The organism is Fibrella arboris (assembly GCF_041321095.1).
Taxonomy (GTDB): Bacteria; Bacteroidota; Bacteroidia; order Cytophagales; family Spirosomataceae; genus Fibrella; species Fibrella arboris.
In genome coordinates this window covers 165065-189310 of sequence record NZ_JBGGWE010000007.1, presented here as the reverse complement: position 1 = coordinate 189310, position 24246 = coordinate 165065, and the positions used below count along the sequence as shown (strand labels likewise).

The window sequence follows — 24246 nt, the reverse complement described above, 5'->3', positions numbered from 1 at the left end:
CAGCGCATCTGAAACCTGAAACTTGAAACTGTTTTTAAGTGGCTGGTAATAAGATCGTAAAAGTTGTGCCGACACCTTCTTTGCTGTCGAGCAAGAGCGTGCCGCCGTGGCCTTTGGTGATAATTTCGTAACTCAGACTGAGCCCCAATCCCGTTCCGGAACCAGACGGTTTGGTGGTGAAAAAGGGCTGGAAAATTTTCTGCTGCACCTCGTCAGACATGCCGGTTCCGTTGTCACGTACCTGGATCTCAACGCCTACGGGTGTTTGCGTGGTTGTGACCACCACCGTTGGCTGGTAGGCAAAGCCCTTCAACGTACCTGACTCCCGCTCGGCGATCTGTCGCTGCTGCACGGCGTAGAAGGCATTGTTGAAGAGGTTGAGCAGCACCCGGCCGATGTCCTGCGAGACCAGCTTCACCAGCGGCAGGGACCCATCCAGCTCGGTGCGGAAACTGGCGTTGAAACTCTTGTCTTTGGCCCGCAAGCCGTGGTAGCTCAGCCGCAGGTACTCGTCGGCCAGCGCGTTGAGGTCGGTGGCCTCGCGCTGGCCCGTGCTGGTGCGGCTGTGCTGGAGCATGTTGCGCACGATGCCCGACGCCCGCTGGCCGTGGTGACTGATCTTGGTGAGGTTCTGGCTGAGGTCCTGCAACAGCTCCTCTTCCAGGGCGGCATCGCGCTGGTCGGCGGGGCGCTGGCGTTCTTCGAGCAGTTCGCCGACCAGGTCCACCGAGACGTCCGAGAAGTTGTTGACGAAGTTGAGGGGGTTCTGGATCTCGTGGGCGATGCCCGCCGTCAGCTCCCCCAGCGAGGCCAGTTTTTCGCGTTGTACCAGTTGATCCTGCGTGGCTCTTAATTCACTGAGCGCCAGTTCCAACTCCTCTTTTTGCCGGGTGATTTCAGCTTTTTGTTGCGTCAGTTCCAGCGTTCGTTCCTGCACCAGTCCTTCGAGCATCTGCCGTTCGCGCCGTTCTGCCTCTTCGCGGTCTATGCGGGCCTGGTGCTCTTTACTGTATGATTTGCGTTGCCTGGCGGCGTAGCCAAACAGCGAGAACACCCAGACATAGGCGAAGCCAACCGATGTTTCAAACAGATCTTTATTCGGGTCGTAGAGCGATGTCGGCAAAAAGCTGCGGACAAAGGAAGTAAACGCCAGTACCACCAGGAAGGGAATCAGCGAGAGCAGCAAGGCGCGGGCCGGCGGGTATCGTTTCGACGCCACATAGACCACATAGCTATTGACGGCCAGCGCTACGTAACAAACCCAGGTCGCCTTCAGCTCGAAAGCACCATTCGTGTCGAGTATTTTATCAAGTACAAACAGGCTACCCAATGCTATCACCGCGCCCAGTAGCCATCGATCCCAGGCCGGCATCCTTTCCCTGGTAGACAGGAAACTGCGCGTCTGGAGCAGAAAAAAAATGGTGACGACTAAAACAGGAACATTCATAGCATCGGTAGTGGCTTAGGCAACCTGCATAGGCAAGGTAATACGAAACTCGGTAAACTGACCTGCTTCTGATTCAACATCGAGCGTGCCACCGTGGCCCTTCGTGACAATATCGTAGCTCAGGCTCAGCCCCAGTCCGGTACCGGAGCCCGTTGGCTTGGTGGTAAAGAAGGGCTGGAAAATCTTACTGCGCACCTCATCAGGAATCCCGGTCCCATTGTCGCGAACAACTATCTCTACGTTCCTGCCCGCTAGTTTGGTTGTCACGGTCACGGTGGGCTGGTAGTTGGCCTCGCCTTGCTGAACGCGCTGCTGCACGGCGTAGAAGGCATTGTTGAAGAGGTTGAGCAGCACCCGGCCGATGTCCTGCGAGACCAGCTTCACCAGCGGCAGGGACCCATCCAGCTCGGTGCGGAAACTGGCGTTGAAACTCTTGTCTTTGGCCCGCAAGCCGTGGTAGCTCAGCCGCAGGTACTCGTCGGCCAGCGCGTTGAGGTCGGTGGCCTCGCGCTGGCCCGTGCTGGTGCGGCTGTGCTGGAGCATGTTGCGCACGATACCCGACGCCCGCTGGCCGTGGTGACTGATCTTGGTGAGGTTCTGGCTGAGGTCCTGCAACAGCTCCTCTTCCAGGGCGGCATCGCGCTGGTCGGCGGGGCGCTGGCGTTCTTCGAGCAGTTCGCCGACCAGGTCCACCGAGACGTCCGAGAAGTTGTTGACGAAGTTGAGGGGGTTCTGGATCTCGTGGGCGATGCCCGCCGTCAGCTCCCCCAATGAGGCCATTTTCTCTTTCTGAACAAGCTGTTTCTGGGTGGTTCGCAGTTCATCCAGCGACTCCTGCAGTTGGGCAGTCCGTTCGGCTACCTGTTTTTCCAGGGTCTCTTTCTGCCGCGCCAGAATGGTTTGCCGATCTTTTTCCTGCTCGAACGACTGTTTCGATAACCGCTGCACCTCAAGCAGTTGCCCCTCCATCCGACGTTGTGTAAACACAAACGAACGGGCGATATAGAGTGAGATCGAAAGCGGAATGAACAAGACGGCGAGGTAGTAGATGAGCTGATGCGCAAAACCCGAGAGCGGAATGATCCGTAATGGAGTCAGCTCGTCGAACGTATAGATGCAGAAGATAGAGAACAGCACCAGCGCACTGAGCATACCGCCGGTGATGAATTCGCCGCCCCACTGCCGCCGGGCCGATAGTGTGATCCGGCTGCATTCGGCAGTGCATAGTAAAGCAGGCCCGAATTCAGTCCAGGTCGCACCGGTAGCGGGCCAGAGAAACAGCGGCAGCCCGCAACTGATCATGACGGCAACGAGCCCCAGATACAGGGGGCCGAACGGCTTTTTGTAGATCGTGTAGATGGCCGTCATGAGAGCAATATAACCAACGGGATAGGCCAACGTACCCAGCATCGACCAGTGGGCGTAGGTGTCGTGCAGTTCAATGACGCCCAGTATCAGGGTGATCGAAAAAAACGCGGTCGCGAACGCAGTGCAGGCCAGCGCCATGGCCCCGTTGGCCCGATCTTCGGTGTTATAGGCGAAGAACAGGCCGTGCAACAACGCCAGCATGACGAACAGACCAGCCGTGAAGGTAGCCACCAGCCGTTGCCAGCGTATCGTAAACGGCTCCACTACCGGGCGGCTCCCGTCCAGCAGGCTTGCCCAGAACAGGGACCGGCCGGGTGGCTGGTAGTTACCCAGGTACGTATCCCGGCTCACCGCAAACCGAACGGCCAGCACAATAGAACCCGCTGAGTCGGGCTGAACAACTGTTGTATACCGGGCGGTGGAATGCGTTAATTCAGCGGGTTTGCCATCGGCGGGGAACGTACCTGTCTGGCGAACCAGCCGTCCGTTGACATACAGATCGGTAGCGGCTGTCTGTCGCCAGAACAGCAGCAGGCCCTGCTGGCGTAGAGCAGGCGGTATGCGTAAGCGGAGTCGTAGCCAGCCTATGTTGTCGGGAATCAGGGGCAGGAGCTCAGCAACGGGTAGCGCCGGGTCAATACGTTGCCAGGCGGCCTCGTTCAGGTTGGCACGGCTCCAGTCTGGATCATCACCCGCCCGAAATGCCCAGGTTGCAGGGGGTGTATCTGAGCGCCCGGTGGCCTTAACATTGGATTTTGCTGTATTGTATGCCCAGCTGCCAGTGAGCTGAAAGCCCGCTTCGGGTAGACTGTCAACGACAATAACCTGACCCACTGCCAGCGAAGCCAGTAGCCAGCCAGTCAATACAAACACTAAGCGGGACATAATAAGGTAGTTCAAACCCTTAAAGAAACGTCTTTCGGCTGAAACCGACAAGTGTTGCCGTTGCCGGGTACGTTGCTCAAGGTAGAACAGATGGATTGGAAGCCGTTGATAGTTGGCCAATTTGTCCACATAGCGTCGCAATCGTCACGATGCCTGAGTCGCCACACCAGTGTATGATCAACTAAGTAATCGTCGAAACAGGCGCCCACAAAACTGTCTGACCGCGATTCAAAGTAAGGTACCGTCAGCCCTGGCTGGTAATTGCACAAATACCTGTACTGGTCACTACAGGTTAAAGCCAGCCTGGCGGCATAGCCTGCTTAGGTCGTTTCGTTCACCCGCCCTACGGGCTGTTTACTCCGCTTTTCCAATAGGGATACCGCTTGCCGCATGGCAGCAACACCCCCAGGCAAAGAGCGCTCATCGGTAGGGTGTATCAGCCAATCGGCGAGAGTTGGCATTAAAAATACTGACTGTCAAGGCTTTGAGTGCCTCCAGGTTTTACGAAATAGAAGCCAGAAGCGTAGTACTTAGTAAAAACATATCCACAAAAATGCTCGATTATTAAATTATAATTATCTGTAAATCAACGATTAAAACGACTGTATGAACGTAATATCGACACAAATGAATGAAAATACCTAGTTAACTCTGACACTGGCATTGGATTTGTATACTACCCAAAAATAGTCGGATTACCAACTAAGTCTTTCCCGCTATTCATACAGGTTAGTACCAATTTTCTCGTATCCATGAAGGGTAATACCACGTCAACTAGCTGGCTTCCCAAGCGGGTGTCTCCGGGTAGCCTTAATAGCTCTGTAGGTCATTCCGTGCAGCGCGGGCTATGCATCATGCTGCTGCTTTTGGCGGGCCACCTGGCACAGGCGCAGTTGTATATTCTGACCAGCAACAGCGCCAACAACTTCCAGAACCTGCTTCTCACGCCAACCAATTCGCTGACCAATCTGGCCACCTGGCCCCGAACCTCCAATGGCGGTTCAGGTGCGCCGGTGATCTGTGGCGTGGGCAATTATATGTATGTCGGGCAGACCAATTCCAATACGCTCACCCGGTACGATATTGCCCTCAATACCTGGGCGACTCTTGGGAATACGATGCCAGCTCAGGGCGCTGATCTTGTTACCGACGGGACAAACTTATATCAGCGGTTAGGCACAAATGCCTTGACTGCCGCCGGTGTTTCGCTCTACAACCCGGGCACTGATACCTGGAGCACGGTGACAGCCCTGGCCAACGTCAATCAGATCATATCGGCAGTAGGCTCGGTGTATGTACTTCAGTCGAACTTTTTGAAGCGCTATGATCCGGGAGCCGGTGCGCTGGTTCAACTGGCAGCGAAACCTGCTGCAGTACCCAACAACCCCTTTTCCTGTGCCGATGCCAATAAAGTGTTTTGCACCGCCAACGTCAGCGGGGCAGCCGCCTTACACGTCTACACGATCAGCACCAACACCTGGTCGACGGAAACCAGTACGCCCACCAATTTTCCGAATGGGTTTGCCTCTGATGGAACGTACCTGTATGGTAAAAATGGAGCGACCATCTATCGCTACCTCATTGGTAGTAATGGGGCCTGGGTCAATACGGGCTTAACCGCTTTTACGGGCGGCTCTACCCCAACGGCTTCGCTGGCTGGCTCGTACTACGCCGCTGCGGCACCGGCCTGTGCGGCTCCGGTGGTCACAGCCACCCTCTCGCAGGCGACCTGTACGGGGTCTACGGCCAACAGCAACGGTACGATTACGCTCACTGCCTTCGATGCCAACGCCCAGAAGGTTCACTACACCATTGGCAGCACCTACACCGGAGCCGGTTTTGCTTCGGCAACAACCCTCTCGGGACCGGCCCCTTACACGGTAGTTAGTTCCCTGGCCAATCCGACGGTGAACCAGCCGTATACCATCCGGGTATTCTGCGATGCCACGACCTATACCGATAAAACGGTGATTCTAGCGCCCAAACAGTGCCAGACGGCCGATTTGAGTTTATCGGTAAGTCCAGCCACACAAACGGGCAATGCGGGTGAATTTCTGACCTATACCGTCACCCTGACCAATGGCGGCCCCAGCACTGCCACCAATGTAGTCGTCGACGTACCCATGCCCGACCCGAAGGCCTCGCTCCTCTCGGCGGCGGCGGCCAGTGGCAGTTACAGCAGCGTGACGAAAGAGTGGGTCATACCCAGCCTGCCCGTTGGGAGCACTACGCTCACCTTCACGGTAAAAGTTAACTGATCATCACAGCGTCTGCGTAAGGCTCTCCCGTAACGAATTGGCTACCTGTCAACTTCCACCCAATGAACGTCTTTACCTCTTCGAATCCGGCCTGGGGGCACCGCCACCCGTCAGCCAGTTTAGTTAACGGGATGGCCATAAAGCGGTTATCCCTCTTGTCGTTGGTTCTGCTGCTGGCTCCTGCGCTGTCGGGCTGGTTTGGCGGGGCCAGTGCAGCGTTGTATGCCCAGTGCAGTACGTCAACACCGACCGTGCTGGCGAAGTGGGATTTCAATTCGCTGACGACCCAATGTAACGGGGCTGTATCGAAGGGAGACGGCGTGTTAACGTCGCCTTTTATGAAGCAGGGAACAAATTCCTACTGCCCCAACACCAACAGTGGCTGCGGGGAGGCCTTGCTCGGTACGCGGGGATTTGGCAACACCAATGATTTTAAAAGTGCTATCTGTCTGGCCGGTTTCTGGCGGAATGACGGTGGTATCTACGCCTCAGCGCCCGGCTGGTCGGCCACCGACGTTACCTTCCACCCTGACATTGCCGCTAACCTGTTTGTGACCTATGACCTGCCCGCCGGGAAAGCGGGTAATCTGAGTGGCTTTTCGCTACAGGTCATTCAGAAACAATATGACGGGGTAAACCCATCCTTCGAGAAGCAGGGCGTGGGTGTATACCGGAACGGCGTACTGATCTATAGCCAGACGCAGGCCATCACGGCCACCGCCGTGAATGGGTCAGCCATGACCTTCACCTTTCCCACCACCCCGGAATTTGCCTCCGACGGGTCGGCGGCCGTACACTTCGAGATCGTGTTTGGCCTGGTTCACCGCCTGATCAAAATATCGACCGGCTACGACAACATCTGCGTGCTGGGTAGCTGCGGAGGAAGCCCCGCGCCCACCGCTTCAATTAGCCCGGCCACCTGCGGCGCCAGCAGTGCCAACAGCGACGGAAAAATTACCCTGAGCAATGTGGGAGGCACCGACCATTACGACATCAGTATTGGCGGTTCATACACCGGCACGCAAACCTACGCCACCTCGACACTTGTTCCAGGCGGGGGGGTCATCACCAGCACCTTACCCAATCCGGCTACGCCGCAGGTGTATACGGTACGGGTATTTACGGCGGCGGGCTGTACGACCGATCTGTCGGTGACGCTCAACCCTACTGCCTGTATAACGGCTTCCTGTACCCCTCCGGTGGCCACCGTAGCAGCCACGGCGGCAACCTGTACTGGCACGAGTGCCGGCAACAACGCCATGATTGCCATTACGGGCGTAACGGGCGGCGACCGGGTGGGTATTTCGCTCGGTACGTTCTATGCCGGGGTGCTTTACAGTGCGGCCAAACCGCTCGTGAGCGGGGCGTATTCCTTTACGGGCCTACCGAATGCCAATGGCAACCAGGCGTATACCATCCGGGTGTTCAACGCCGAAGACAACTGCTTCAAGGACTACCCCGTCACCATCACCGAAACCACCTGCGTGTGCAAGAAAGTGGCCGTGCAGGTGAAACAGTCAGACCAGGCCGACCCCGATTCCAGCCCGAACAACAACGCCACGACCGAAGATGACTTTGTGACCTACGAAGTTTGCAAAGGCACGCAGACCATCGACCTGCAACTGGTTAAGACCGTTAGCCCATCCACCGGCGTCACCTGCCCGACCAACACCGATTTTGTCTGGAAACTGGTGCTCACCAACGCGGGCACAATGGCGGCTACCAACATTCAGGTGACCGATAATCTGGACGCCGGTTTGCTGATCACAGCGGCATCGGTCACGTCGGGTACGTTCACCATCAGCGGGGGCTGGCTCATTCCAGCGCTCTCGGCGGGGGCCTCCACAACGCTGACGCTCACCACCAAAGCCAGCCAGCCAGGTACGTATACCAACTGCGCCTGGGTGAGCGGGGCCTTTCCGCTCAACGACCCCGACTCGTCGCCGCTCAACACGAACACCGCCAACGAGGATGACGACGACTGCGCCAGCATTACCGTAACAGGGTCGAAAACGCCCGAAATAGCCAAGGAATTCAGCCCCGGTTCAGCAAAAACGAACACACCTATCCGGCTGACGATCAAGCTGACCAACCACGAAGCGACGCCCATTACCCTGACGGCACCGCTGGTTGACAACCTGCCCGCCAGCCCGGCCCAGATGACCGTGGCGCCAACGCCTACTCTCACCTCCGACCTGGCGGGTGTGGTGGCGACGGCGGGTGGCACCAGCCTGACCATTCCGGCGGGTACGGTACTGGTGCCCGGCCTGAATCAGATCAGCGTAGACGTGATAGCCCCGGTCGATGGGGAGTACTGCAACACAGTGGCGGCGGGAGCGCTGAAGACGACCGCCTGCGACAATGTAGCGTCTACCGAATCCTGCGTGCTTGTGAAGAGTACCTACGTGATGGGGCCACAGCTTACGAAGTCGTTTATTCCCCAGACTGTGGGTGCCGGCCAGAGCAGTACGCTGGTGATTACCATCAAAAACAGTAACCCCGGCAGCATGACCGTGTTGCAGAATTTTGTGGATGATCTACCGGCTGGACTGGCTATTGCCGGGGCAGCTACGGGTACGTATGCAGGCGTCGGTTCGTTTACCGCAGCTGGCCAGGTTGGCCTGACTGCCGGTACGGTTATTCCCGTGGGTACGTCGGTTATCCGGGTGCCGGTGACAAGCAATACCGCTGCCACCTACTGCAACACCCTCATTGAGAACGCCCTGATCAGTTTAGTCAGTAACGGGTCTATCGGTGTGATGACGGGCAATGAAGGCATCGCTACCGCCTGCCTCACCGTATCGCCCAATCCGTGTACGGCCCTGGACGTAACCAGCCTGTCGCCTACTTCGGCCACGCTTGTACCCGGTGGCACGGCCACCCTGACGGTGAACGGGACGGGCTTTGGCAGCAGCACCCTCTACACCTGGAAAGGCACCGGCACGGTGAATCCACAGGGCGTTTCAACCACCTTCACGGCCCCGGCCATTGCCGGTACGTATACGCTGACGGTAGTGGCCGACAACCGCCTGACGGGCTACGGCAGCTGCAAAGACAGCACCACCATCAGCCTGCTGGTACAGGGCGCGGCCGTCTGTAGCCTGAGTGCTACACCTGTTCAGTCAGGCTGCAACGACAATGGCACCATAGCCATCACCACCGACGATTATTTCACTGTAACCGTCAGTGCAACGGCGATCAGCGGTGGCGCAGCGGGCAAGTATGAAGTGGTGCTGAACGCCAATGCCGATGGCACGGGTGGCACGGTACTCAACGCAGGGGGCACGGCCTATGGCACGGCGGCCAGCGTGGGTGCGGCCGGTACGTTCAAGGCCGACGGGGCCACTACGTACCTGATCACGGTGCGGGACCTCAACAACCCCACCTGCAAAACAACGTTCACCACCACCGTGGTGCAATCCTGCTCAACCTGCCCGCTGCAACTCTGCCCACCCATGACCGGTCTGAAGCAATGAGTAGTCACCGACTTGTCAAGCCACCCAAACCCTACCCCCAAAAAGCCATGATTAACAAGCACTTAAGGCTAGTTTTCGAGACAGCCTTCGTTACAAGCACCATGAAAAGATCGTTACTTCTTTCTTCTGTCATTCGCTGGTTGGGAGGCATCCTGGTCGCGATAGGTATGGTATGCTCGGTTTCCGATGCGCAGGCGCAGGTATCGGGTACGGTTTTCCGGGACTATAACGGCAACGGTATTAAAGATAACGCCAACGAAACCGGTGTATCGAGCCTGACAGTCACGGCCTACTTTAACGCTACTACCGCTACGGCCATTAGCACTACGGCTGGCTCCTATAGTTTTTCGGCGACTCAGATTCCCAACACCACTCCCGTACGACTGGAGTTTACGGGTATCGCTACGGGCGAGTATAGTGGCCCTTTCTCATCGGCAACGGGCGGCAACGGCACGTCCATACGGTTTGTGACGGCGGGTGCTTCGACAGTCAATATCAATTTTGGAGTAAACCTGCCGGATGAGTATTGTCAGCCCAGCCCACGACTGGTAACAGCTTGTTTCGTCAATGGATCGGCCAATAATACGACAGCAGCGGTCGATGCCGTCGTGTCAGTCAATTACTTGGCGTCAGGGTCAAACATGGTTACGATGGGTGAGTTTACCGAAAGCGTTAAAAATCAGGTTGGTTCGGTTTGGGGCATTGCGTATAGCAAAACGCGTAAAAAACTCTATGCCGCCACGTTTCTCAAACGGCACGTCGGGGTAAAGGGTGGGCTTGGCGATATTTATGAAACCGCCGTAGGTTCACCCGCAGACGGGGCCCTCTTCATCACGATCCCGAATGCTGGTACTATCGGAACAGATGCCGTGCGGGGCTTGGGTGCGCCAACGGGCCAGTCGCTGGATACGGAAGCTTTCGGCAAAGTAGGCCGGGCCGGGCTGGGGGGGATTGGGGTCTCGCAGGACGAACAAACGCTCTTTGTGGTCAATCTGGCTGACAAAAAGCTGTATACTGTCGATATCGACACCAAAAACGTTCTAGGTAGTGTAGCTATACCTAGTAGTTGTGATGCTACAAAAGGACAGATGGTTCCGTTTGGCCTGAAAGTGTGGAAAGGTAAAGTCTATATCGGCACTGTCTGCGATGCCTCAATCTCGAAAAACCGGGCCGACTTAGTCGCCAACGTATTTGTTTATGACCCCGTCGCCACGACTTTCTCGGCTACGCCGGTGCTGAGTTTTCCGCTCAATTATCTGCGTGACCCGGCCTGGAACAACACAGTTGCTGGGCAAGGGGGCGAAGCCTCAAATACTAACTCAGCAAAATGGCATCCCTGGATAGATACGTTTAACGCGGCTGAGTTAAATGCCTGGGCTGACAACGGGAACCCCGCGCGCTATGTAGTCTCGCACCCGACACCTGTATTGTCGGATATCGAATTTGATAATGCCGGCAATATGATTCTTGGTTTTTTCGACCGAATCGGCCACCAGATTGGTATCGTAAACCGGGCACCCGACAATTCCCGAAACGAAGATGCAATCATCGGGGGCGACATTCTGAAAGCCACTTTTGTTTCGACCAGCAACTGGACTATTGAAACCCTGTCGACAACCACCGCGCTTGAATTTTTCACGGGCGAAAATTATGTTGCCGACCACCAGGAAACAGCGCAGGGAGGCATCCAATACCTGCCCGGAGCCAATGCAGTGGCCGTTACGGCGATGGACCCAATCGCTTATAATTCGGGTGGGTTTCTTTACCTAAGCAACAGCACTGGCGCACAGACGCAGGGGGGATTACAGCTTTACACCAATGCAAACGGTACGTTTGGCAAGTCGAGTGGCTTAGGCGATTTGACGATGATGTGCGACCTGGCTCCCATCGAAATTGGCAACCGGGTTTGGCGCGATGACAACCGCAACGGCATTCAGGACCCCGCCGAACCGGGCCTTCAGAACGTAGTCATCACGCTTTATAAAAGCACAACCCTCATCGCCACGGCCACGACCAACGCCAATGGCGAATATTATTTCTCCTCGAACAGTGGCACCAATACCACGTCTGCCATTTATAATCTGACGGCGCTCACGCCCGGCAGTACGGTGCAACTCCGCATCAACGGCGCGCAGGCTACCCTGTCGGCACTATCCCTTTCTCCCACCAATCAGGGCAGTAACGATGCCATCGATAATGATTTTGCGCCCGGTACGCCCGGCTCCGCTACGGCAGTGGCCAATGTGACGCTCGGTGTAGTCGGACAAAACGTTCATACCTTCGATGCCGGTCTTTTTGCCTGCCCGACTATCGCCTTCACGGCCCCAGCCTCGGCTACGACCACCGTCTGTGCCAACACCACCATGAACCTGAGCGTTTCGACCAACGCCGTGGCGCCCGATGGGATTCAGTTTGTCTATTTCACCAGTCCGCAATCCGGCACGGCCATGTACACGGGTGGTACGGTGCTGGGAACGGTCAATTCCACGACGGTGGTCGGTACGAAAACCCTGACCTTACCGAATGTACAACTGCCCGATAACGTCGGCTCAACTGCCCAGGCTATTTACGTTTATGCCATTCTGGTAGCTACCGATGGGCTTTGTAAGCCGTTGGATGAAGCGGTAGTGGTGCTTAACCCGCGTCCCGTCGTATCTATTGGTGGCGACGCTATTTTCTGTCAGGGAACGACTACGCAGTTAACGGCCCTGGGTGTATCAGGGGCTACGTATCAATGGTACGTAAACGGTGGGGCCACAGTAGTTAGTACCGCCAACCCCTTCACCACACCGGCCATCAGCACCACAACGGTCTACCAGGTTCGGGCTACGCTGGCGGGCTGCGTTTCTGATTTGGCTTCGTACACGCTGACACCGATAGTTTGTACCCCTTGTGTGGGTGGATCGGCTACGGTGGGTGGTCAGGTGTATCAGGATTTCAGCAGCGATGGCGTCAAACAAGCAGATGATCTAGGCGTGGCTGGTGTAACGGTCACGATTTTCCGCTGCGATGCCAGCGGAGCCAGCACGCAGGTGGACCGAATGCTCACCGACATCAACGGCGCGTACAGTTTCACAGGATTGACCGCCGGCACAGACTACCGCGTCGAGTTCACCAACCTGCCTGCCGGAACGCAGCCCACCTACCGCGGTACCCAAAACGGCACTACCGTTCAGTTTACCAGGCCCGGTAGTTGCTCCGTCAGCGTGGGCATAAACTATCCGTCCGATTTTTGCCAGGCCACCCCAAAAGTGATGGTGCCCTGTTACGAAAACGGAACGGGAACTGGCAGCACAGAGCCAGGGTTTGTGTCGTTCGACTATGGGACAAGTGCCAAACGGGCCGACGGCACCATCGGCGAAATTGGTGCGGTGTGGGGAGTGGCCTATCAGCGCACTACCCGAAAAGCGTTCACGTCGGCGTTTCTGAAACGGCACGTTGGGTTTGCTGCTCAGGGGCCTGGGGGTATTTACGTCTATGATTACATCAATCCGGCTGTTAATTCCCCATTGGTAGCCAGTTTCAGTTTACAGGGCGTGAGTCCCGCCAACGGAGGCCCGACTATTGACCTTGGCACCGTGACGCGGGTTACCAGCCCCACTACTGATCCTAATTATATCGCTACGGTTAAAACGACGCCTAACTACGACATTGATGCCTTTACAAAGGTGGGCAAAATGAGTTTCGGCGATGCCGATGTCGACGAGACCAATAACCGGCTTTGGCTGGTTAACCTCTACCAGCGGGCTATCGTCAGCCTAAACATCAGCGGCTCCGCCACGTCGCTGAACGGCGCCTCAGCCGCTGCACTGTCGCCACTGACCAATCAATATTCACTGGACAATCTGCCGGGCGTGCCCAGTTGCGGGGCCGATGGCGTTTTCCGTCCGTGGGCACTGGCTTTTCACCGGGGCAAAGGCTACCTGGGTGGTGTCTGTTCGTCAGAGATTACCCAAGACAAATCGAAACTACAGGCCTACGTGCTTGAGTTTGATCCCAACAATGTTGGGGCGGGTTTTACGACCGTTATGACGGTACCGATGACCTACCCGCGTGAACAACTTCAAAACTGCTGCGATGACCGAGAATATCAGGTTGGCGGTACGTGGAAAGGCTGGATTAGCCAGTACGCCGATATAATCGGCGCACCTGCTAACCACGGGCGCGTCGGCTGGCCGCAACCCATTCTATCAGACATTGCCTTCGCCGACGACGGGTCGATGATAATGGGCTTCACCGACCGCCTGTCTCACCAGTGGGGCCAGGACAACTACAGACCCGTTGTAGGCAACACCACCCTGTCGGACATCAATGGGGGCGGTGACATTCTCCATGCATGTTTTATAAATGGCAAATGGGTGCTGGAAGGCACCGCCGGTAGCTGCAAGACGAATGACGTATTAACATCCAGTGGCTATTTGTTAGCCAATGATGGACCCTCTAGAACGGGTGAGTTCTATCCAAACGATAGGTTTGTTAGTGCTGCTGCGCATTATGAAACAGCCACTGGTGGTTTAGTGACCTTTCCTGGCCAGAATGAGGTGATTACTACTGCTTACGACATCTCAGATATTTTCCAGCAGGGTGTTAAGTACTTTAGCACGACGACAGGTGCCAATAACCCCGGTTCGTTTCCTATTATTGCCAGTAGCAGCAGTGCTTACTTCGGCAAGGGCAATGGGCTGGGCGATCTGGAAATTACCTGCGACGCGGCTCCAATTCAGATTGGCAACCGGGTCTGGCGCGACGATAACCGGAATGGTATCCAGGACCCCTGCGAACCGGCTATTCCCGGTGCGGTGGTGACGCTCTATAACGCCGCTAAAACTACGGCTCTGGCCAGCGTCACGACCAATGCCGCCGGGGAATACTACTTCTCCTCGGCAGCGGTGGTAGCAGGTACGTCCACCTCGGCGGTATCGACCTCGCTGCTGACGTATAACACCACCTACGGGTTGGTGATTACGAGCCTCGGCACCAGCACCATTGTGACGAGTGCCAACCTCTCGCTGACGGATGTGTCTCCGCTCACGCCGGGCGAGAGCGGCACGAGCAACTCAGGTACGTCGCTGATCAACAACGACGCGAAAGTCGATGTGGTAGGCGGCATCAGTCGGCCCTGCATCAAACTCACCACCGGCGGGCCGGGCGAAAGCAACCATACCTACGATTTTGGTCTGGTCAAATTCATCTGTAGCCTGACGGCTACCGCGCAGACAACCAGCAGCACCAGTTGCACCAATCAGCCGGTGACCGTAGTTGCCAACGTTACGCCGGTGGGCAGCTATACCTACTCGTGGGCGGGACCAGCCGGGGCGGTCATCACGGGGGGTAGCTCGGCTACGGCAACCATTACCGGCCTGACTACGCCTGGCGTTAACACCTTCACGGTCACGGTCAGCAGTTCACCAACGTGTTTCACCACGGCGATGGTCAGCGTGTCGGCGATTACCTGTACGCAGCCACCTGTCGACATCGCCGTGACTAAAGTACGTACCTCAGCCCAGCAAACTACGGTGGGCGGGTCGGTCAGTTTTCAGGTCGTGGCGACCAACAACGCCGCCATCACCGCCACCAGCGTGGTGGTCAGCGACCTGCTTGCTGCTGCCGATTTCAGTGGTATAACGGGGTCACCCTCGCAGGGTGGCTACATGGCCGGTACGGGCATCTGGAACGTAGGTACGTTGAGTGCCGGGGCCAGTGCCACGCTGACCGTCAATGCGACCGTTGTGCGGGAAGGGATCAGCTACAATACCGCTTCGCTATCGAGTGTCGATGGCGGCGATACCGACCCCACCAACAATCTTGACCGGGCCTGCGTCACCGTACCCGTTGCTTTAACCGGGAATCAGACCTACACGGCCACCGTACCCGCGCAGTATTCGGCAGTTCAGTGGTTCAAAGACGGCAACCCCTTTGCAACAGGTAATGTGCTGGCTATCAACCAGAACGGCACCTACACATTTACCGCCTCGAATGGTGGATGTAGTGGTGGCACCTGCTGCCCGCTTATTATTCAGAAAGAGACCTGTAGCCTGACCGCTTCGGCCCAGGCCACGAGCAGCACGATTTGTAGTGGTCAGCCCGTAACGGTGTTTGCCACGGTTAGCCCGGCGGGTAGCTACACCTACAGCTGGGCGGCCCCGGCGGGCGTTACCGTAACGGGCAATACATCGGCCACTGCCACGATGACCAACCTGACCACCAGCGGGTTATATACCTTTACGGTAACCGTCAGTAGCTCACCGACCTGTTCAACAACGGCAACAGTGAGTGTGCTGGTAAACCCACCAGTAACGCCCACCTTCAATCCGGTCAGCCCGATCTGTTCGGGAGGTACGTTATCGGCCCTGCCAACGACTTCGCTGAACGGCATCACAGGTACGTGGTCGCCAGCGTTGACTAACACGGCCACGGCCAGCTACACCTTCACGCCAACGGCCGGTCAGTGCGCTACTACCACTACGTTGACGATCACGGTCAATCCGGCAACAAGTTTACCGACTTATCAGCCGACGGTGATCTGTGAAGGAGGCTCAGCTACTTTCTCGATTACGCCGCCAGTGGGTGCCTCTGTCTACTGGACCACGCCCACCAGCACCACAGTAAACAGCAGCTCGGTCAGTATCACCAACGCGGTAGTGGCCAATTCAGGTACGTATACCTTGTCTTACACCAACGAAGCAGGCTGTGTATCGTCAACGACCAAGCTCGTAACGGTCAATCCTAGACCAACGCTCAGTCTGGTTGGTAGCGGATGTGTAGCGGGCAGCCAATCGTACACGGTGCAGATCAGCACCAACGCCAGCACCGTAAGCACCAATGCCAGCCAGCTTGGGGTAACCATCAGTGGCAATCTGATCACCGCCCCTTATGCCGTTGCCTCGTTTGCCGTGTCGGCCACCTCGGCGGCGGGTTGTGTAGCTACTGCCTTGCCCGTCACGGCCCCGGCCTGTACGACAGCCTGTACGCCCCCCAACCCCGGAGCAGATCAGTCACTCTGCGAAGGAACGACGTCAACGACGTTGGCGAGTGCGGCAGCAGGTGAGCAATGGAGCGTCATGCAATTGGTGGCGGGTACGTCGCCGACCATCAATCAGGCCGCAAACCCCGTTACCGTATCAGGGCTGACCCTGCCGGGCGTGTATAAATTCCGGTTGGCGTCTACGTCGGTCAGCAACTGTTCGGCAGTGGTGACCATCACCGTCAACGCCAAAACACAGCTTCTCGTGTTCACACCTGCTACCGTCTGCGTTGGGCAGCCGGTTGGCTTCGGCACCACCGTACCAGCGGGGGCTTCGGCGTACTGGATCACACCGGCCAGCACTACGATCAACAGCGGTACCGTAACAATTGGTAATGCAGCAATGGCCAACGCAGGTACGTATACGCTGGTTTATACCAATGCCAGCGGCTGTATCTCAACAACGACCAACTCCCTGACAGTAAATCCGCTACCAACGCTTAGTGTTATCAACAGCGGTTGTGTATCGGGCAACCAGTCCTACACCGTTTTACTGAGCACCAACGCCAGCAACCTAAGTACTAACGCCAGCCAGCTTGGGGTAACCATCAGTGGCAATCTGATCACCGCCCCTTATGCCGTTGCCTCGTTTGCCGTGTCGGCCACCTCGGCGGCGGGTTGTGTAGCTACTGCCTTGCCCGTCACGGCCCCGGCCTGTACGACAGCCTGTACGCCCCCCAACCCCGGAGCAGATCAGTCACTCTGCGAAGGAACGACGTCTACAACCCTTGCCAGCGCAGGCGTTGGTGAGCAGTGGAGCGTCATGCAACTGGTGGCGGGTACGTCGCCGGCCATCAATCAGGCAGCAAACCCCGTTACCGTATCAGGGCTGACCCTGCCGGGCGTGTATAAATTCCGGTTGGCGTCTACGTCGGTCAGCAACTGTTCGGCAGTGGTGACCATCACCGTCAACGCCAAAACGCCACTGACACCCTTCACCGCCTCGACCCTGTGCGAAGGCGATGGTGTCACGTTCTCAGTCAGCCCGGCGGCGGGTGCCACAGCCTACTGGACCACGCCCACCAGCACCACAGTAAACAGCGCCACGGTGACGCTGGCCAACGCAACAACGGCCAATGCAGGTACGTATACGCTGCATTATACCAACGCCAGCGGTTGCGTGTCTACTCCAGTCGGCAAGACGGTGATCGTCAACACTAAACCAGCGCTGAGTTTGGTAGACATCGGCTGTCTGTCGGGCAACCAGTCCTATACGGCTTTACTCAGCACCAACGCCGCCAGCCTGACAACCAATGCGGGTCAGCTTGGCGTAACGATCAGCGGCAATGTCCTGACGGCTCCGTCGACGGTAGCGGTGTACACCGTTACGGCCACCTCGGCAGCTGGTTGTATTCGTCAGCTCGACATCAATCGGCCTGTTTGCCAGACCGTCTGTAGCGTAAGCGTTACGGCGGCGCCCTCATCTACCCTGATCTGCGCCAACAGTTCGGCTACGCTGACGGTCGGTTGCCAGACGGGTACGCCGCTCTGGAGTACGGGTGCCACTACCCCGTCGATACTGGTAACACCTGCCAGCACCACGACCTATACGGTGGTATGTCAGTCGGGCGGTTGTGTCAGCCCACCAGCCAGCGCCACGGTGACAGTCTTACCACAGCCTGGTGTCGGGGCCGACCAAACGCTGGTCTGCACCAACGGTGTGTTGCCAACCAGTGCTACGCTGACGGCCCAAACCAACAGTTCGGTACTAACGGGACAATGGTATGCCCAACCGGGTAACCCAACGGCCACCACGTTTGCCAATGCGACCAGCCTGACAACGACCGTATCGGGCCTACAGCCAAACCAAACCTACCGGTTTGTATGGGCGAACACCAGCGGTTGCGCCAATGGCGTCATCATTACCTTGGGGGCGGCCTGCCCAACAGGCAGTCTGGGTAATTATGTGTGGAAAGATAATAACAACAACGGCCTCCAGGACGCCTACGAACCTGGCGTGGCCGGTATTGTGGTCGAGCTGTTTACGGTGGTCAACAACGTCCGCAACAGCACACCCGTAGCCACCGCCATTACCAGTGTCAGCGGGCTATATAGCTTCACCGGGCTGGCGTCAGGGCAATACCAGGTTAAGTTTACCGTGCCTGCCAGCCTGACCAACTGCGCCATCAGTCTGAAACAAAAGGTTGGCAACAATGACGTCCGTGACTCGGATGCGGACCCACTGACGGGCTTCTCGCCGGTTGTGACGATCGACACCAGCCAGCCCGTCAGCAGCACCGCCCGCAACAATCCCCATGTCGACGCCGGCCTGATGCGGATTCGCTGGGACCCAACCGGCTACATCTACTGTGTAGAAACGGGCCAGATACTCAAAGGGGGCACCATAACCGTAACAGGTACAGGCAGCTACACGGTTACTGAAGACGGGCGGAACGGCTACTACCAGTTCTTTACCGACGGCAAGCCGGGCAGCTACACCATCAGCTACACCAACCCCAACGCCTATGGTGTTGCGGTGCTTAGCCGCCCCCCTTCGGCCAGCAGTATCAACCCCACCAATCTGGATGGATCGGCTCAGGACAGGGATGGAATCAGTGATGGCTGGATACAATTGGGCACCAAGCCCAACGCTGCCGAGACTGCCTTACTGGACGGATCGGCCCAGGCTAATCCATACTACCTGGTGTATACGCCCGAAGGTGGAGACCCCTATATCTCCTACAATAACTTACCCATTACGTGTACGCCGCCGCCTCTGGGCAGCATTGGTGCGCTGGTCTGGAAAGACGTGGTGCGAAACGGCAAGTACGATGCGGGCCTTGAACCCGGTGTACCCGGCGTAACGGTACGGCTCCTGGAAGTGACCAGTCCGGTGGGTGCCACGGTGGTATCGACTTCACTGGTGTCGACCACGGTTACTACCGCCAGCGGTGCGTACCTGTTCCCCAACCTGAAAGCAGGCCGCTACATCGTTGAGTTCGACCGGACCACCTTCCCCGCCGACTGCCAGCTTTCGCCCGATTATAAACTACCGGGTGTAGGTGATGTACTGGATAATGATGCCGACCCCACCACGGGCCGTTCACCGATCATCGAGATCATTCCCGGCGATCCGGTGAAAGGTAACGTCCTGACGGTCGATGCCGCCGTGATCGCGCCGGTTGCCCTACAGGTGACAGTGAGTACGCCCGTTTGCCACTCAGCGACCGGAACGCCGGCCGCCAACACGTACACAGCTACCGGAACCGTATCGCTGACCGGCAGCCCCGCCGGTAGCCTGACCATCACGGATGGCGGCAATACTGTAGCCGTGATCAGCGTGACAGCTGGGCAAACTTCAGCCAGTTTCTCCCTGACAGGCACCAGCAACGGCCCGGCAGTCAGACTCGTTACGGCCACACTGGGTACAGCTACGGCCAGCACCACGTATACGACACCAGCCTCCTGCACGAGCGGTACACCGGCCTATGCCATCGCGAAAACGGTTGACCTCAACCGGGTAGCCAAAGGCGGCATCGTCACGTACACGGTTTCACTGACCAACACGGGCAATGCCACGGGCACCAACCTGATCATTACGGACCAGTTGAGCACTACGGCGGTTACGTTCGTAGGCAGTGCCACCACCTCGACAGGTACGTTTACGCCAACAGGCAATGCGGGTAGCTGGACTATTGCGTCGCTCACCGCCGGTCAGGCAGCGACCCTCACAGTCAGGGTGCAGCTCAACGGAGAAGGCCTGACCTACAATACCGTGACGGCCCCCGATGGCCTGACGGCCAGGGTATGTACCACCGTACCGTTCAAGGTATGCGCCAATGAAGCCTTCCAGTTCACAGTAGCCGTAGCCCCAGGCCATGCCCCTTACCAGTGGAGCAAAGACGGACAGCCCATTGCCGGCGCCACCACCAATACCTTGTCGGTGACGGCTCTGGGCGAGTACACCGTGGCCAGCTCGACTACGGGTAGCTGCCCCGATGGTTCCTGCTGCCCCTTCGTGATCGAAGCCTACGGTCCCCTGCCCAGCCTGACCGCCGTGGCAGTAGCGGTCAATTGTGTCAATGGTGTTCCGGCGAACGATGCCAAAATAACGCTGGTGGGCAGCAGTACCAATGCCGTTAGCTACAACATCACCAGGGGCAACAGCTTCACGGCCACTACGCCGTTGTTCGCCACCAACCAATCGTTGGCAGCAGTCGTAGGTGGTGTGCTAGTGGCGAACCAGCCTAATCCGGCGGTGGCCCCCGGGCAGGTCTATACCATCCGGGTCTATACGGCCGATGGCTGTTTCGCCGACACGGTGGTAACCATACCGCAGGCGCTGTGCAATTGCCCGGTCATCTGCGTACCGATCAAAGTGGTGCGCAAACGATAAGCGATTCGTATTGTCCGTTTAACCAGAAAAGGCTAGCCTCTGCGGAGGCTAGCCTTTTCTGGTTAAACGGTTTTGGTAGCAACCGGTGGTATAAAGCCTATGGGGGCCCCCATTACCGCCCCGTTAAGTCTGCCTCTGAAAACAGAGAAAACAGCGATGGTTGACGGTTTTTGGTTTCCTTTGTTCTATGGTCGAAACACGTCCTCCGAAGTCAGATTCTACGAATACCCTTGCTGCCAACGTTCGTTCTGCGCAACGGGTCAATCGCTCGCTCGGTATTCGGGCCGAAGAGGGGCAGCTTGTCCGTTTGTTTTTCCTGCATAATTTCTTGCTGGGTATTGGCACCGTGCTGGTCTATGTGGCGGCCAATGTGCTGCTGCTTGAAAACCATCCCGAAGCCAATCTGCCCATCGCCTATATTGCCTCGGGGATAGGCATGGCTGTGGTGGGCCGCATCTATGCTCATTTCGAGCATCACCTGGCCTTGCAACAGCTGGCCACCAGAGTGCTCTGGTCGGTCATTGTGCTCACGGCCGTGATCACGGCTTTTGTCGTACTGGGGCACTCTGTGGCGGTAGCCGTTCTGATCATGGTTGGCTACCGGATCATTTATCTGCTCACCAATCTGGAATTCTGGGCGGTATCGGCGCTGGTGTTCGATGTTCGGCAGAGCAAGCGGCTGTTTGGCGTGATCAGTTCGGGCGATATGCCAGCCAAAGCGCTGGGCGCCCTGCTCGCGGCCCTGATTCACGGCCACGGACCGCTGGTCTGGCTACTGCTACTGGCCTTTGGCTGCTACGGCATGGCCCTGTTTATCACCAACCGAACCATTCAACTCCACAACATCGAAGCTACCTCGCGCCCCGTCCGGTCGAACCGGCGGACTACGCGCCCCTGGGTCGAGCAGTTGTTTGGCGGTAGCGATCTGATTTCGGCCGTCTGCCTGACGCTGGTCCCCGTGGCCATGATTGCGGCGGGCATTGAATATGAATTCTTTATCAACGTCAAGCATAAATTTCACGATCAGGGCGATGTGATGCAGGCGTTGGGCAAAGTGCTGGGAGCAACGTACCTGCTGGCTATGGCTGTAAAAGCCCTGTTTTCACGGCGGGTACTCGATCAGTTCGGTATTATGCCCACCCTGGGAGGTTTACCGGTGCTGGCCGCCGCAGGCTTCGCTGCCTATGGCCTGATTGCCTGGCGACCGACCAGCGAAACGGCGCAGCTGCTTTATTTCAGCTTGTTGTACATCAGCTTCGAAGTCGTTCGCCGAGCCATTTTCGACCCGGTGTTGCTGGTCTTGTTTCAACCATTGCCGCCCCAGCAACGCCTGAAAGGGCATACACTGGCGAAAGGCCTCTACGAACCGGTAGGCATTGCATTGGCTGGGGCTGCGCTCTGGCTGGTCTATGCGGTTGGCGAAGCTTCTTACCAATGGCTGCTCCTGGCGGGGTTTAGCCTGAGTGCGCTGCTGTTTGTCTTTATCCAACGTACCTACCGGCATTATGTGAACACATTGCAGGATGCCCTCAGTCGCCGGTTCATTGCCCCCGACGACGTAACGCTCCGGGGCACTGCCGCCACCTTCGTTGAACAGGCGCTGGATAGTCCCAATCCGGTTGATGTGCTCAACGCGCTTGATTTTGCGCACGCCCTGCCCACCGATTCCCTCCAGCAACGTACCCAGTCGTTATTACACCACCCCGAAGCGGCCGTTCGTCAACGGGCGATCACGATAGCTGATCCATTGCACGTACCGGCGCTGCTGGCTACGCTGGGCGATCTGGCCCAGCACGACCCCGATGCCAGCGTGCGTCATGAAGCCGCCGAACTGCTGGCCCGCACAGTTGCCACTAATGAGTCGCTTGTTGCGCCGCGCGTGCTGGATGTAGCTCGTCTGTTGCTGACAACCGCCGACATGCCTGCCCGCGAAGGAGCCATAACGGGGCATCTGCGGGCTACTAACCAGCACAGGGCGGCGCACCAGAGTCTGAACGACCTGGCCCTGTCGACGAATCCGGAACGGCGGGCGGCGGCCCTGTCTTGTCTGGCCTTGCTCGGTAACATCACAACGTTACTCCCGGAGCAGACCCGGTTTGTAGCCGACAGCCTGCGCGGGTCTGACTCAACGGTGGTAGAGGCGGCCCTGCGTGTGGCGGCCTGGCAACCCGATGCCTCGCTCCGGCAGCAACTGGTCGATTTCCTGCCACACCGTCAGTACGGGCGAACAGCCATGAACAGCCTGATACAGCTCGGCGAAGCTGCCTTACCCCTGCTTCCAGAAATGGCTGCGCTTGCCGGCCAGCCATTATTACTGAAACGAACCGCCGCTATAGCCGGGAAGATTGCAACCGAACCGGCACGTACCTGGCTGCTCGACCAGTTGGCCACCGCTGACCCAACAAAACGGGGCGCTTTGCTCGATGCACTGAATACGTTTCCACCTACCAACCGCGACAACGACCTGTATAACCAGTTACTTGCCGACGAACTGGTACTAACCTACCGGCTACTCCACGGCAAAACGGAGGCGCTCTCTCCACTGCTGACCGAAGCGCTCGACTACGAATTGACCGTGGTGACCGACCGGACCCTGCTATTACTCATGGGCCTGTATGACCGGGATACCGTCCGCAATGTTCGGCAAAGCCTGACGCACCAAACGGCCGAACGACGCGCCAATTCGCTGGAACTGCTCGAAAATATGACGGCGGCTCACTCGTCGGCCACTCATCCGCGGGCTGTTTATGCCGGGCTATTGGCTCTTTCTGAAACCACCCTACCCCTACCCGACCGCCTTGCTTTGTTACGGCCGCACGTGGATCTGTCGGTTGTCGATGCGTCGATTCAGTCCTATATTCGGCAGACGGGCACCGCCACCTTCACCGACTGGACCGTTCTTTGTCTGCCAGCAGATGATCTTGATTCCCCTTCCGAGACTGCTTCTCCTCAACCCATGCACCATACATCCACACCAGCGTCGACCTCAACGATTGAGCGGGTTTTCCTGCTGAAAAGTACAAGCCTGTTTGCCGATACACCGGCCAATGTGCTGGGTAGTATTGCTCCAATCATGAAGGAAGTATCATTTGCCGACGGGCAGGAGATTGTCAGGAAAGGAGAGCTTGGTACCAGCCTGTTCGTGATCAACGACGGGAAAGTGGGCATTTATGATGGGCAGCAGGCCCTGGCCGAAATGGGCAAAGGCGATGTATTCGGCGAACTGGCCCTGCTCGACGCCGAACCCCGGTCGGCTACCGTTATTGCCCACGGCGATGTGTTACTATTCCGTATCGATCAGGATGATTTCTACGACCTGATGGAAGAGCGTGACGAACTGCTCCGCAACATCGTCCGCTTACTGAGTCGCCGCATCCGCAAACTCAACCACGACCTCGCAAAAAACTGACGCTACACGGTGAGGATGGTACGCGGATTTCGCGGATTGAAAG

6 protein-coding genes are annotated in these 24246 nt (G+C 57.4%); 4 read left to right on the top strand and 2 right to left on the bottom strand.

Translation table 11 applies throughout. The features are described 5' to 3' along the window. Window positions 1-34 precede the first annotated feature (34 nt). Window positions 35-1447, bottom strand: coding sequence for an ATP-binding protein (locus ACAW75_RS14320; protein ID WP_370729413.1), 1413 nt, complete (start codon window positions 1445-1447; stop codon window positions 35-37). Between the two features lie 15 nt (window positions 1448-1462). Next, entirely contained in the window at window positions 1463-3700 is a 2238-nt protein-coding gene (locus ACAW75_RS14315) for a sensor histidine kinase (RefSeq protein WP_370729412.1), read from the bottom strand. A gap of 752 nt (window positions 3701-4452) precedes the next feature. Here ACAW75_RS14315 and ACAW75_RS14310 point away from each other — a divergent pair. The 4 genes from ACAW75_RS14310 to ACAW75_RS14295 all read left to right on the top strand — a co-directional run bounded on the left by ACAW75_RS14310 (window position 4453) and on the right by ACAW75_RS14295 (window position 24203). Further along, a complete protein-coding gene (locus tag ACAW75_RS14310) occupies window positions 4453-5958 on the top strand; it encodes a hypothetical protein (protein ID WP_370729411.1) in 1506 nt (501 codons plus the stop codon). Between the two features lie 62 nt (window positions 5959-6020). Then, window positions 6021-9434, top strand: coding sequence for a DUF7933 domain-containing protein (locus ACAW75_RS14305; protein WP_370729410.1), 3414 nt, complete (start codon window positions 6021-6023; stop codon window positions 9432-9434). Between the two features lie 101 nt (window positions 9435-9535). Further along, entirely contained in the window at window positions 9536-20794 is an 11259-nt protein-coding gene (locus ACAW75_RS14300; protein WP_370729409.1) for an SdrD B-like domain-containing protein, read from the top strand. Window positions 20795-20981: 187 nt separating this feature from the next. Beyond that, window positions 20982-24203 (top strand): cyclic nucleotide-binding domain-containing protein, encoded by a 3222-nt coding sequence (locus ACAW75_RS14295; RefSeq protein ID WP_370729408.1) that lies wholly within the window; start codon window positions 20982-20984, stop codon window positions 24201-24203. Window positions 24204-24246: the final 43 nt, after the last annotated feature.